Raw genomic sequence first — 12,566 nt, forward strand, 5'->3', positions numbered from 1 at the left:
CCGGGCGCGTTCGGGTCGGTCTTCACGAACTTGGTACGGCCGTTGTTGGTGCCCTCGGTGTCGTTGCAGACCGAGCCGTCGCTGTCGTCGCAGGTCAGAACCAAGTTGGAGGCCATCGCCAGGTTGCCGTGCGCCAGCAGGTCGACCACCGGGTCGGGGCCGATCGGGCGCTGCGTCCCGGCCCCCCGGGGCTTCGGCCCGGCCGCTTCGGGCACCGGCTTCGAGTCCGCCCGGACGGCTCCGGCCCTCGGGGTCCCCGCGGAGGCGGCCTGGGAGGTGACGGCCAGCTAGGCGGCGCCCGTACCGAGCGCCACCGCCAGCAACGCGGACAGGACGTGCGGCGGACGCAGCCGCCGTTGTCGGACAGGTGACACAGGAACCTCGCTGTCGGGAGGCGACACGAACAGCAGGACCTCGGACCTTCGCTGACCGGCTCCGATGCCCGGCGGAGGGGACCTTCACCCGCCCGGGCCAACACCAGTAGCCGGGATCGCCCTCACGAGGGGGCCGATCGGCGGCGGCCGGTGTGTGCCGGGCCGTGCGGCGCACCGGCCGCCACCGTCCCCGGTCCGGGCGGCGAGGGCAGGGGGCGCTGCCCTCGCCGCCGGACGGTCAGGACGCGTCGACCAGCAGGCGGCCTTCCGCCCGGTCGACCGTGGCGGTGCGGCCGGCGTAGGCGGACTCGACCCGGGACCGCTCGGCTGCGTTGGGGACGGCGTTCTTGCAGGTGGTGCCGGCGCTGGAGCCCGACATCAACTGGGAGCACGGTCCGGGCTTGGTGTCGGGCAGGCCGAGGTTGTGGCCGATCTCGTGGGCGGCGATGCGGGTCTTGTCGTGGCCCTCCGTGACGGCCTGGTTCCCGAGTTCCACCCGGGCCTGGCCGCCCGGACGGACCGGGCCCAGCGTGGCCTGCGGCCAGCCGGTGGTGGCGACGATCTGGATCTCGGCGCGGGTGCCGGGCCGGGCCGCCACCAGCTTGACGTTCTTGGTGTTCGCGTTCCAGGAGGCGACGCCGGCCGAGACGGCGGCTTCCCAGCCGGCGGCCCGGGTGGCGTCGTAGTAGAGGGTGGTCACGGCGGCGGTGCCGGTCCGTGCGGCGTCGGGTGTGGACACGGCCTGCGCCGCAGGCGCCATGATCACGGTGATGGCCGCGGCGGTGCCGATGGCTGTGAACCACTTCGAGTGGGACATGACGGTCCTTACGTGGGGTCGGTCTCCCCGGGACGAAGGGGAGGGGGTGGCGCGGGCGGTGGGCATCGCCACCTCCGCGAAGGGGCGGGCGCCCCTGATTTGGCGGTGAACTGTCAAGTAAATCGACGGCCAGCCCGCGGGTGTTACGCCCGTTCCCGGCAACGGCGCCCGGTCGCGGTTGCCGCAGACGGACTCGAAGCCCGGGGGTGGTGGGCGAGCCGCTCTCCCGCCGGGGCGTCAGTCCGGCTTGATGCACCGGGCATCGAAGGCGTCCCGGACGAGGGCCAGCAGCAGCGACCGGGCGCCGATGAGGGGTGACTCGCGGTGCAGGGCCAGCACGTGTCTTCCGAGGAGCGGGTCGCCCGCGAGTCTTCGCATGACCACGCCCTCCCGGGCTCTGGCCGATCCCTGCAGCAGGGTGAGGCCGACGCCCTGGGTGACCAGGTCGCACAGGACGCCCACCTGTCCGATGCGGAGCGGTGAGACGCGCGGCGCGAATCCAGCGGCTCCGCAGGCCGCGACGAGCGCCCCGTAGTCGTCGCAGCCGGGATCGTGGGGCGGGAGGAGCCAGGTTTCGCCGACGAGGCCCGCGAGGTCGACCCGCTCCTGTCGGGCGAGGGGGTGCCCGGCAGGGAGGACGACCACCACGGGTTCGAGTCCGATGACGTCGACGACGACCCCGTCGGGCGGTGCCGTGCCGAAGCCGTCCAGGTCGACCAGGCACCCTGCGGCGATGGACCGGTCCGCGACCCGGCTCATGGCCTCCCCCGTGGTCGCGCACTGCACGAAGCTCACGGGGTTGCTCAGGGAGGCCGGCAGGTGGATCGCCAGATGGCCCAGGAACGGGCCGGAGCTGCCGCCCACCGTCACCGGCTCCAGGTCGGCCGCCGACCGGCGGCGGCAGCCGCGAATCCGGTCGGCGCTGGCCACGGCGTCACGGGCGTGCAGGATCACGAGTTCACCGGCCGGTGTGGGGGCGACCCCGCGAGCCGAACGCTCGAAGAGGGGCTGGCCGAAGGAGGCTTCGATTCTGCGCAGTTGGGTGGTCATCGCCGGCTGGGAGAGCATCAGGGTGGCAGCTGCCCTGCTCAGACTGCCCGCGTCGGCGATCGCCAGCAGGATGCGGAGGTGCCGCAGTTCCAGTTCCATGGCTGAGCGAGGCTAGTTCACGCCCCCATGTCATGTCCACGGTTCCGGCGTGAGACGCGAGACGTGAGGCGTGAAGTGTGGGGCGCTGGTCCGTACCTGGCGGTCTGTCAGCTCTCGGACGGCGGACCGCGGCCGGAGCGGGGTCGTGCGACCCGGGCCGGCCGCGGTCCGGCGGCCCGACCCCTCGTGCGGGGGGCGCGCCGCAGGAGCGACGGCTCAGAGGGTGCCGGTGTACTCCTGGATCCAGGGACGCCAGGACGCCAGGTCCGTGTAGATGGCGCCGCCGACTCCGCAGGTGTCGCTGTCGGTGCCGCTGCGGCTCGTGGCGCCGGCCAGTTCGCGCCGGCCGTTACGGGTGATCAGGGCCGGGCCTCCGGAGTCGCCGTAGCAGGCGGTGGCGGAGGTGGTGCCCGCGATGCACAGCTCGCGACTGTTCACCATGTCGTCGCAGGAGCTGTCGGGCAGCACCTTGGTGTCGAGCTGCTTGAGGTAGCGGGGCGCGGAGGTGGAGCAGCCGGCTTGCGGGCAGGTCTGCCCCCAGCCGAGCAGCCGGGTGGCGGAGCCGTCGGGCGGGGTGGTGGCGGTGATCGGCACGGGCGTGTTGGTGACCCTGCTGCTGAGGCGCAGGAGTGCTATGTCCTGGCCTGCCATGCTCTGGTCGTCGGAGGGGCGGACGATCCGCGAGACCCCGCTCAGGGTGCCGCCGCCGAGGTGGTCGTTGGAGCCGATCCGGACGCGCAGGGCGGACGGCTGGAGCGGGCCGCTGCGGCCGTACGTGCAGTGCAGGGCCGTGACCATCCACTCGGGCGAGATGAGCGAGGCGCCGCAGTAGTGGCCGCCGTTGACCTGGATGGATCCCATGAACGAGTAGGTGGAGGTGGCCTGTTCGCCGCCGACGATGGGGGTCGGGGCGGCCGCGGCGGTGCCGATGAAGGCCGGTGCGGTGATGACCAGGCCGAGGGCGATTCCCGCGGCGGACAGGGGTCGGGAAGGGCGCATGGGGGTTCCTTCGGTGAGGGTGTCGGGGGAACGGAGGGGGGGGAGGGCCGGACACCCGTTTCGGGTTGTCGGTGGCCCATCAACCTGCCGTTCACAGGAGTATGTGAGCGGCGGCACCGGCCGCGCCAATGTCAGCGGCCCATAACATCCGGGGGTGCGGGCGCAGGCTTCGGCAGGTCGGACGGGGCGGCGCCCCCGGCTCGGGCGGCACGCGGTCGTCGCCGTGGCAGGGCGTCACCGCGCGCCGCTACGACCGCGAGGCCGGCCCCGGCCCCGAGAACGGCGACGACCAGGGTTCACGCACCCGCAACCCCGGGGACGCCCTGCGGCCACCCGTCGAGCCGGGAGTGATGGATGGATGTGCGCCAGCAGTGATCGCTTTCAGCCGTCGAGCCGCAGGAGAACCATGAGCACCGGCCCCGTCCCCGCGCCCGTCCCCCCGCGCCGCAGCCCGGGCCGCAGCGCGCTCGTCGCCGCGGCGGCCGGCATGCTCGCGCTGGGCGGGCTGGCGGGTCTCGCCACCCCGGCCGGAGCGGTTGCCGCCGGCGTGGCCACCGCCCCGGCGGGCCCGGCCGGCGCGACAACGCCGGGAGGGGCGTCGGGGGCCCGGCCGGGCGACCTGCTGGACGTGACCCTGGACCAGGTGCGCCCCACCCAACCCTCGGTCGGCTACGACGAGGTGTACTACAAGCTCGGCCGCTACACCTCTCCCAAGGACGAGCTGAACGGCGCCGCCAACAAGCGCTTCGACGACTGGTGCGAGACCAACGGCCAGGGCGTGGCCGCCACGGTGCTGCCGGGCGCGCGGCTCGCGGACCCGGCGACGTTCACCTGCACCGTCCCGCTGGGCCAGGAGACCGAGGCGAGTCGCGCGGAGATGAAGACCGTCGTGGTGGGCCCGGGCGGCGCGCTCTACCTGACCGACGGCCACCACACGCTGACCTCCTTCCTGGAGGCCCCGGACGGCGGGCCGGAGCTGCACCTGCGCCTCATCGTCCAGGCCAACCTCAGCGACCTGTCCCCGGCCGCCTTCTGGCAGGAGATGCGGGCCCGCAACTGGGTCCGCCTGATCGACGAGCAGAACCGGCCGATCACCGTCGAGCAGCTGCCGCAGCACCTGGGCCTGGCGTACTTCCACGACGACCCGTACCGCAGCCTGGTCTACTTCACCCGGGACATCGGCTACTCGGTGCCGGACGGCGCGGCCGAGTACCTGGAGTTCCTCTGGGGCGACTGGCTCCGCGGCCAGGGCATCGGCCTGCCCGGCTCGTACAGCACGACCGACCGCACCTCGTACCTGGCCGCGGTCCGGACGGCCTCCCAGGCCATGTCGGCCGTGCCGGGGGGCACGGTGATCACCGGAGGCCGCACGGCGGACGAGCTGGGCCGGCTGAACCCGTGGAACGCGGGCAAGAAGCCCACCGGCGGCGAGTTCGGCAAGCTGAGCGCCCCGATCACCGAGGCCAAGCCCGGCAAGCTCGCCTACGCCCTGGACTTCCGTGCCAAGGTTCCGACCGGTCCGGCCTGCACCGAGACCGTGACCGGCCGACACACCGGGCCGCTGGTCGTCTCGCGCGGCACCACCTGCCTGACCGGCGCCCGGCAGACCGGGCCCGTCGTGGTCCGCGCGGGAGCGAGCCTGGTGGTCAAGGGCTCGGACATCACCGGCCCGGTCCAGGCGGTGGGCGCGGGCACGGTGCAGCTCTGCGGCACCGTCCTGACCGGCCCGCTGAGCGTGGTGAACACCCGTGACCACCTCACCCTGGCCGCTCCGGGCTGCACCCCGAACACCCTGAACGGCCCGGTCCAGCTCGTCGGGAACCCGACCTCCTGAACCCGGTGGCACCTCCGGCCGCCGGCCGCCCTCCACCCGAGGGCGGCCGGCGGCCGCGTCGTTGTCCGCTCCCGCGCAGGGGCAGGCGAACGCGGCCTCCGACAAGGCCGGGGAGCGCGCGGACCGGGCCGGGCGGGCCCCTGCCGCCTCGCCCGGTACGAGAATGTCCGGTTATCGATCGTACCGGGAGCAGCGATGACGGTTCATCAGATGATGGCGCGTGCGGGCCCCGCCCGCGCCCTTCCGAATTAGCGATCATTCGATGAACGACCTGGAGACTGTCGTGCGCATACTCTTCACCGGCCCGGGCGCGCCCACCCACCAGTTCCCGATGGTGCCGACCGCGCAGGCCCTGCGGGCCGCCGGGCACGAGATCCTGTTCGCCGTCCCGAAGCCGTTGGAGCCGATCCGGGGGGCCGGCTTCCCGATCGTGGAGATCGGCGACGGCCGGTCCCTCAAGGACTCCTTCGAGGCCTTCGAGGGCGAGACCATGCGCTTCGCCCGGCCGGAGATGACCCAGGACGAGATCCTCGAACGGGCCGCGGCGGCCTTCGCCCACGCCTCGCGCTCCACCGTGGACGACCTGCTGGCCACCGCCGACGGCTGGGGCGCGGACCTCCTGGTCCACGACTCCTGCCTGGCCTCCGCCCAACTGGTCGGCGCCAAGCTCGGGATCCCGACCGCGCTCCAGAACTTCGGCGTCATCTCCGGCCTCTCGCTGGCCGCGCGGCTGGCAGGTCACTTCACCGACGTCTACGAGGCGTACGGGGTGGCCGCCCCGGCCGAGTCCACCGCGCTGAACGTCGTCCCGGCCTCGCTCGGCGGCGACTCGGGCGGGCTGCGGATGCGCTACCTCCCCTTCAACGGCGGCGGCGCGGTTCCGGCCGGCCTGCTGCGCCGGAGCGTCCGGCCGAGGGTCGCGGTCACCCTGGGCACCGTGGTCACGGAGGTGGACGGCGTCCACGCGATCGCCCGCCTGATCGAGGCCGCCGCCTCGGTCGACGCGGAGTTCCTGCTCGCCGTCGGCGGCGCCGACCTCAGTGACCTCGGAACCCTTCCGGACAACGTCCGCCCGCTGCCGTGGACCCCGCTGGCGGAGTTGCTGAGGGTCTGCGACGCGGTGATCCACCACGGTGGGTCCGGCAGCACGCTCACCGGCATGCAGGCCGGCGTGCCGCAGCTCATCCTCCCGCAGGGCGCCGACAGCTTCGCCGTCGCCGACGCCCTCGCCGCCACCGGCGCGGGCCTGCGCTCCGCGTCGGGCGACGTGGACGCCGCCCTGCTCGCCCGCCTCGTCGCGGACCCGGAACTCCGCGCCGGCGCGCTCCGGCTCCGCGCCGAGAACGACGCCCTCCCCACGCCCGCCGCCGTCGTCCCCGAGATCGAAGCCCTCGTCACCGCCGCCGCCCGCTGACTCCCGGGCCCCGACCGGCGCACCCGTGGCGCGGTCGCCGAAGGGTTCGAGCGGCCGGATCGTTCGCAGACGGGCGGGCTCCGGACGTGACATCGGTCACACCCGCGGCTTCGAACACCGGCCGGCCGTCGCTCGCAACACCCGAACGCGCAGGCCGCAGGCCCTGTTCGGGGTCTCGGACGAACCCGGGCCGTTCGAAACGATTCTGGCTACCGGAGGAGGATTGAGCCTAACCTGCCCGCCATGTCCCAGAACACGAACACGCCCGGTATCCCCGGGCAGCCGGCCGCTCCGGTCGGCGATTTCGCCAAGGTCCAGCGCCAGGTGCAGCAGCAGGCGGGCGTCGGACCGGTCCACGGTGGTGGCGGCACCCTCTTCTCCGAGCCGGTCCTGGTGGTGAACCAGAAGGCCAAGCTGATCGAGCTGACCAACGAGTACTCGGTCTTCGACCAGCAGGGCGCCACCCTGGGCTCGGTGGTCCAGGTCGGCCAGAGCGGACTGCGCAAGGCGATACGGCTGCTCACCTCCCTCGACCAGTACCTGACCCACAAACTGGAGATCCGCGACGCGCAGGGCACTCCGGTGCTGCTGCTCACCCGCCCGGCGAAGTTCATCAAGTCGCGGGTGGTCGTGCAGCGTCCGGACGGCCAGGAGGTCGGCCAGATCGTTCAGCAGAACGCCATCGGGAAGATCAATTTCGCGCTGGAGGTCGGCGGGCAGAAGGTCGGCGCCGTCAAGGCGGAGAACTGGCGGGCCTGGAACTTCTCCATCGTCGACGGGACGGACACCGAGATCGCCCGGATCACCAAGACCTGGGAGGGCCTGGCGAGGACGATGTTCACCACGGCCGACAACTACGTGCTCCAGATCCACCGCCCGCTCGCCGACCCGCTGCTCAGCCTCGTCGTGGCGACCGCGCTGACCGTGGACACGGCGCTGAAGCAGGACGCCCGCGGCTTCGGATAGCCGTTGCCCGCACGGTGTTCACGGCCCCGCCTCCCGACCGGGAGGCGGGGCCGTGCACGTGGAACCGCCGTGTGTGGCGTCGGTGTCGGCCTCGGCTTCGAGAGCAGTCGTTCGAGAGCAGTCAAATGACTGATGCCGCCCGTGCGGCCCCGACGGCACAGTGGAGTTGCTCCGAGGGCGGACACGCCGGAGCGACACCCCTGGCAGCCGGCGCGGACGCGCCGGTCAGGGCCGACGGAGAAGGCGGAGGAGATCATGAGGAACCTGCGGCGAACGGTGATGCGGGTGGCGGTGGGCGCTGCCGCGCTGGTCGGGGCGGTCACCGCCACGACGACGAGTGCGAACGCCTACGTCCTCACCGACATTCAGACCGGATCCGGCAAGTGCCCCGCCAACTGGGTGTGCCTGTGGAGCGAGAACAACTTCGTCAGGGGGAATCCGGCGAGCGGGTACGACTACGGGGCCGTGGGTTCGGACCAGAACGTCTCGGACATGGGGAAGTTCACCTACGAGAGCAAGCTCTTCCGCTGGAAGGGCATGCAGGATTCCGCCTCCTCGGTCGTGAACAACACGGGGAGCAGCATCTGCTTCTACGAGCACAACGGGTACTCCGGCCTGGAGTTCAGGATCGGTCCCTCGGAGAAGTGGGCCTCCGTCCCGTCGTGGATCAACGACAGGATCAGCTCCTTCAAGTTCTGCTGATCCGGCCCCGTCGGCCCTGTGGACGACGAACGAACCGGTATCCACCAACCCACTGAGTCAACCACCCGAAGCACAGGATCGGCACGGTCGGGCCGAATCCGGAAGAGAGGGACCATGTTCTCGAAAAGCACGATGACGAGGCTCGGAGTGTGTGCTGCTGCCGCGGCCGGGCTGTTCGTGGCCACGGCGACGTCCGCGAGCGCCACCAGTGTCTTCGACATCGGCCACGGGGCCGGCTCGTGCCCCAGCGGCTACGTCTGTCTGTGGTCGGAAGGCAACTTCATTCAGGGGAAGTTCGTCTATGACCACAAGTTCGGGTCCTTCGCGTCGAACCAGAACGTCAGTGACATGGGAAAGCTCGCCCGGAGCTCCACCGGGGACAAGGGCATGCAGGACGTCACGTCGTCGGTGCTGAACAACACGGGGAGCAGCATCTGCTTCTACGAGAACAACGGGTACTCCGGCCTGGAGTTCAAGATCGGCCCCGGGGAGCACTGGCCCTCCGTCCCGTCGTGGATCAACGACAGGATCAGCTCCTTCAAGTACTGCTGACGCTTCCCGGACCTGAACGGACGGTAAGGAAATTGCCCAAGAATTCGGTCAGGCTCGGACTGTGTGCCGCCGCCGTCATCGGACTGATCATGACGGCGGCGCCGTCCGCGAGCGCCACCACGATCCTCGGCATCGGGCAGGGCGCCGGAGCGTGCCCCGGCAATCACGTCTGCCTGTGGTCCGAGAACGACTATGTCGGCGCCACCAGCGGCTCCAAGTTCGGGTCGATCGCGTCGGACCAGAACGTCGCGGACATGGGGAAGCTGAAGCGGGACGGAGCCCTGTGGACGGGGATGCAGGACACCGCGTCGTCGGTGCTGAACAACACGGGGAGCAGTATCTGCTTCTACGAGCACAACGGGTACGGAGGGCTGGAGTTCAGGATCGGCCCCCGGGAGCACTGGCCCTCCGTGCCGTCGTGGATCAACGACAGGATCAGTTCCTTCAAGTACTGCTGACGTGTCGTTGATCCCGCAGTCCGCAACGGGGCGGTCGCGCTCGCGGGTCACGCCCCTGCCGGGCCGGGGTGACCGCGGGTCGCGGCCGTCAGCGCTTCCAGACCGTCGCGCGCGGAATCGCCGGCGCGCCGGGCACGTCGACCAGGCTGGCGTGCCCGGCGATCACTCCCGCCTCGTTGAGGAGGGAGGTCCGGGCCGTCCGGCGGGAGGGGCGGACGGCCTCGGCCTCGTGCGCGGGCGGGTGCGGTCAGGGACCGCCGGTCAGAGGAGTTGGAAGGACCACTCCTGCTTCCAGCCGCCCTCGCAGGTCCACACCCCGAGCTGCTTGTGGTCGGAGTCGTGGGTGAGGCAGTTGTCGTCGTCGATCCGGATCCGGTACTTGCCGTCGCCGAGGCTGACGAACTCCCACTTCTGGTTGGGGGTGTTGCCCCACGCCTGCTGTTCGGCGACGTAGGTGTCCGGGTTCTCGGTGAGGTTGAACCCGAGGTCGTTGACGATCCGGTAGCGGTCCTCGCCCAGTGGTTTGATCGTCCAGGTGGACCCCTTGTACCCCAGGATCCCGCCCAGGATCGGCGCACCCCAGCTCGCGGTCTCGTTGGGCGCCGTCGCGCCCAGCCCGTTGGCGAGCTTCAGGAACAGGGGCCGCTCGGTCGGGACGCCGGAACCGCCGCCGCCCGTCGGGGGCTTCGGGTCCTTCGGGTCGGTCGGCGTGGTGGGGTCGGTCGGCGTGATCACGCCGCCGGAGGTGGACTCCAGTACCCACTCCTGCTGCCAGCCGCGCTTGCACGTCCACACGCCGAGCTGCTTGAAGTCGGAGTCGTGGGCGAGGCAGTCGTCGTCGGAGATCCGGATCTGGTACCTGCCGTTGCCGACGCCGACGAGTTCCCACTTCTGCTTGGAGGAGTTGCTCCAGGGCTGGAGTTCGGCCATGTAGCCGCCGCTCTCGGTGAGTTCCAGTCCGTAGGAGCTGGTGATCCGGTAGCGGCCGCCGCCCAGCGGGGTGAGCTTCCACTTGGATTCGTTGCCGCCCCGGATTCCGGGGACGACGGACGCGCCGGCGGAGCCGCCGACCGGGACGGCGCCGAGCCCGTTGTCGAGCTTCAGGTACACGTCGGCGCCGTTGTTGCCGGGCGTGGTGGGGCCGGTGGTCGGCGGGGTGCCGCCCCAGGCCCAGTTCTGGTTGGGTGCGTCGCGGTTGTCCTCGGAGCCGCAGGCCCAGGCCGCCACGGTACTGCCGTTCGCGGTGCGGCCGCTGAAGTCGTCGATGCAGACGTCCTTGGACCGGTCGTCCAGGTCCGTGAGGTGGCGCAGGCCGCCGCTGGGTGACATGTGCCAGCGCTGGCCCGGGATCTCCAGGCAGTCCCAGACCTGGAGCTTGTTCCCGTTGGCGGCCCTGTTGTCCGCGAGGTCCAGGCACTTGCCGTTGGCGGCCCGGAGCTTGTAGCCGTTGTACGTCCACCTCTGGGCGTCCCCGCCGTTGCACTCCCACATCTGCACGGGGGTGCCGTTCGCGGTGCCGTTGCCGCTGACGTCCAGGCAGGCGTGGTAGCCGGGGGCGCTGGAGTCGGGGGTCAGGCTTCCGGTCCTGGCGCCGTAGCCGGACCGTGCGGGGAAGTGGATGGTGCGCACGTCACCGTCGCACTTGTAGGGCCGCGCGGTGCCCATCCGGCAGGTCCACGGCTCCTTCTTGACGCTGTCGCCGTCGTTGCCGACGAACGCCCAGTTCATGTAGCCGCCGTCGCCCCGGTTGCGGAAGGTCGAATCCCCCTGGAAGACCCAGATCCGGAACTTGTCATAACCGGAGGGTTCCTTTTTGTCCTTGTCCAGGAAATGGTTGAGTTTGTAGGTCGTGTCGAGCAGCACCCCCTTCATGTCGGCCTTGTGCTCGTTCGTGAACCACTCGGTGTCGTAGAGGTCGGTGCCCACGGTCTTGAACACCATGACGTTGAAACCCGGAAACTTCTGGCTCAACTTGGTCGCGGTGTTCTGGGTGAACTCCGCGTTGTCCAGCTTGTTGGCGTTGGCGGCGCTGCGCATGAGCTTGATCGTGTCGAAGGCGGAGGTGATCAGCGAGGTCATGCAGTTGCCGCCGCCCGGAACGGCCGGGGTTCCGCAGGTCTTGTCCACGGGGGCGGCCGGCGCGGCCTCGGCCTGGACGGTCAGGCCGGAGACCACCGCGACGGCGGCGACCCCGCAGGCGACGGTGCGTTTCAGGCGGGACAGGATTTCCACGTCAGGATCGTCTTTCTTCTCGGTTCGGAAGAGTATTTCTTCTCGACAAAGACGGATCGTAGACCTCGGAAATCGCCGTCCCGCGATTCCTTGCGGAATCCATACGGCAGGGTCTAGAGGTCTGCCCTTTCGTGCACCGCCCGGTCCGGGGAATTGAGGTCCAGTCGCAATACCGGTACTCGGGGATTGTTGGACAGTTGGCTGCCTGTCCGGGAGCTTCCTGGATGTCATGTCCCCGGCAGCTGAGCCGACGACGGGTGAGCGATTCGAACAAGCCCCCGCTACGCAGAGATCCCGCCCGATCACCAGGACCGGACGGGATCTCGTGACCGTTCACGGGCCGGACTCGTGAGCGGTCGTTCGAACCGGGAGGAATCCCCTATCGGGAGCCTCCGGCGGCGAGGGGGACGGGGGCGCCGTGGCGGGCGGTGAGCTCCAGCTTCTCCAGCAGCTCGGAGGGGGACACGGTGATCACGGGGCAGGGTGCGTGGGTGCGGCAGTGGCGGGTGACGGAGCCGTGCAGCAGGTGGTCGAGGCGGCTGTGTCCGCCGGCTCCGACCACGATGAGGTCGTCCGGGCCGGCGGCGGCGACCAGGGCCGGTCCGGCCGGGCCGCGGATGACCAGGGGGTGGTGGACGAGGCCGCCGGGGTAGCCGCCGTAGGCCTGGTCGAAGGTGGTGTCCAGGCGCCTGCGGGCGGCATGCTCCAGTTCGGAGAGGGGCCGCAGGCTGTCGCGGTCCGTCGGCTCCCAGGCCGTCAGCGGGACGAGCGTCGCCGTGCGCCGGGCGGCCTCGTCGACGGCGCGGTACAGGGCGGCGAGGCTGCTCAACGATCCATTGAGTCCGACGATCACCCGCGTGGTGCCGGTCATGGCCGTTCAACTCCTTCCCGGTGTTCCGTTGCCTCCAGTGAAACCCGCCGCGAGGGTGGGGGTGCCTCTATGTCCTTCGTCAAGGATGTGGTGCCGGTTTTGGTGCTGTTGGGGGTGGTCATGCGGCGGGGGTGGCGGCTGGGGTTCGGGATTCGTAGAGGGTGCCGTCGCGGAGCATGGCGAACAGGACGCTGATGC

General features: G+C 71.0%; 11 protein-coding genes. 6 read left to right on the forward strand and 5 right to left on the reverse strand.

The window, feature by feature from the left end; genetic code table 11:
* Window positions 1-612: 612 nt before the first annotated feature.
* The 3 genes from PUR61_RS02885 to PUR61_RS02895 all read right to left on the reverse strand — a co-directional run bounded on the left by PUR61_RS02885 (window position 613) and on the right by PUR61_RS02895 (window position 3,339).
* Window positions 613-1,191 (reverse strand): snapalysin family zinc-dependent metalloprotease, encoded by a 579-nt coding sequence (locus PUR61_RS02885; protein ID WP_329875268.1) that lies wholly within the window; start codon window positions 1,189-1,191, stop codon window positions 613-615.
* Between the two features lie 237 nt (window positions 1,192-1,428).
* A complete protein-coding gene (locus tag PUR61_RS02890; protein ID WP_329875270.1) occupies window positions 1,429-2,340 on the reverse strand; it encodes a LysR family transcriptional regulator in 912 nt (303 codons plus the stop codon).
* Window positions 2,341-2,556: 216 nt separating this feature from the next.
* Entirely contained in the window at window positions 2,557-3,339 is a 783-nt protein-coding gene (locus tag PUR61_RS02895) for a S1 family peptidase (RefSeq protein ID WP_329875272.1), read from the reverse strand.
* A 406-nt stretch (window positions 3,340-3,745) separates the two neighbouring features.
* Here PUR61_RS02895 and PUR61_RS02900 point away from each other — a divergent pair, with 406 nt between their 5' ends.
* The 6 genes from PUR61_RS02900 to PUR61_RS02925 all read left to right on the forward strand — a co-directional run bounded on the left by PUR61_RS02900 (window position 3,746) and on the right by PUR61_RS02925 (window position 9,265).
* Complete coding sequence (locus PUR61_RS02900) at window positions 3,746-5,173, forward strand: ParB/Srx family N-terminal domain-containing protein (RefSeq protein ID WP_329875274.1); 1,428 nt, start codon at window positions 3,746-3,748, stop codon at window positions 5,171-5,173.
* 262 nt (window positions 5,174-5,435) lie between these two features.
* Window positions 5,436-6,587 (forward strand): glycosyltransferase, encoded by a 1,152-nt coding sequence (locus tag PUR61_RS02905; protein ID WP_329875276.1) that lies wholly within the window; start codon window positions 5,436-5,438, stop codon window positions 6,585-6,587.
* Between the two features lie 243 nt (window positions 6,588-6,830).
* Window positions 6,831-7,553 (forward strand): LURP-one-related/scramblase family protein, encoded by a 723-nt coding sequence (locus PUR61_RS02910; protein WP_329875278.1) that lies wholly within the window; start codon window positions 6,831-6,833, stop codon window positions 7,551-7,553.
* A 255-nt stretch (window positions 7,554-7,808) separates the two neighbouring features.
* Entirely contained in the window at window positions 7,809-8,255 is a 447-nt protein-coding gene (locus PUR61_RS02915) for a peptidase inhibitor family I36 protein (protein WP_329875280.1), read from the forward strand.
* A 132-nt stretch (window positions 8,256-8,387) separates the two neighbouring features.
* Complete coding sequence (locus PUR61_RS02920) at window positions 8,388-8,807, forward strand: peptidase inhibitor family I36 protein (RefSeq protein ID WP_329875282.1); 420 nt, start codon at window positions 8,388-8,390, stop codon at window positions 8,805-8,807.
* Window positions 8,808-8,839: 32 nt separating this feature from the next.
* A complete protein-coding gene (locus tag PUR61_RS02925) occupies window positions 8,840-9,265 on the forward strand; it encodes a peptidase inhibitor family I36 protein (RefSeq protein ID WP_329875284.1) in 426 nt (141 codons plus the stop codon).
* Window positions 9,266-9,526: 261 nt separating this feature from the next.
* On the opposite strand, the gene PUR61_RS02930 is transcribed toward PUR61_RS02925, so the two are convergent.
* Both PUR61_RS02930 and PUR61_RS02935 read right to left on the reverse strand, forming a co-directional pair.
* On the reverse strand, window positions 9,527-11,497 hold the full coding sequence (locus PUR61_RS02930) for an RICIN domain-containing protein (RefSeq protein WP_329875286.1): 1,971 nt from the start codon (window positions 11,495-11,497) through the stop codon (window positions 9,527-9,529).
* 379 nt (window positions 11,498-11,876) lie between these two features.
* The gene (locus tag PUR61_RS02935; protein WP_329875288.1) at window positions 11,877-12,368 is read right to left on the reverse strand and encodes a universal stress protein; all 492 of its coding nucleotides are present in this window, start codon (window positions 12,366-12,368) and stop codon (window positions 11,877-11,879) included.
* Between the last annotated feature and the right edge of the window lie 198 nt (window positions 12,369-12,566).

This window comes from Streptomyces sp. BE20, assembly GCF_036322525.1.
Lineage (GTDB): Bacteria > Actinomycetota > Actinomycetes > Streptomycetales > Streptomycetaceae > Kitasatospora.

Excerpts from the sequence above, each read along its gene's own strand:
- PUR61_RS02920 (WP_329875282.1), top strand. The coding sequence starts at position 8,388 with ATGACGAGGCTCGGAGTGTGTGCTGCTGCCGCGGCCGGGCTGTTCGTG.
- PUR61_RS02900 (WP_329875274.1), top strand. The coding sequence starts at position 3,746 with ATGAGCACCGGCCCCGTCCCCGCGCCCGTCCCCCCGCGCCGCAGCCCG.
- PUR61_RS02915 (WP_329875280.1), top strand. The coding sequence starts at position 7,809 with ATGAGGAACCTGCGGCGAACGGTGATGCGGGTGGCGGTGGGCGCTGCC.
- PUR61_RS02935 (WP_329875288.1), bottom strand. The coding sequence starts at position 12,368 with ATGACCGGCACCACGCGGGTGATCGTCGGACTCAATGGATCGTTGAGC.
- PUR61_RS02910 (WP_329875278.1), top strand. The coding sequence starts at position 6,831 with ATGTCCCAGAACACGAACACGCCCGGTATCCCCGGGCAGCCGGCCGCT.
- PUR61_RS02885 (WP_329875268.1), bottom strand. The coding sequence starts at position 1,191 with ATGTCCCACTCGAAGTGGTTCACAGCCATCGGCACCGCCGCGGCCATC.
- PUR61_RS02905 (WP_329875276.1), top strand. The coding sequence starts at position 5,436 with ATGAACGACCTGGAGACTGTCGTGCGCATACTCTTCACCGGCCCGGGC.
- PUR61_RS02890 (WP_329875270.1), bottom strand. The coding sequence starts at position 2,340 with ATGGAACTGGAACTGCGGCACCTCCGCATCCTGCTGGCGATCGCCGAC.
- PUR61_RS02895 (WP_329875272.1), bottom strand. The coding sequence starts at position 3,339 with ATGCGCCCTTCCCGACCCCTGTCCGCCGCGGGAATCGCCCTCGGCCTG.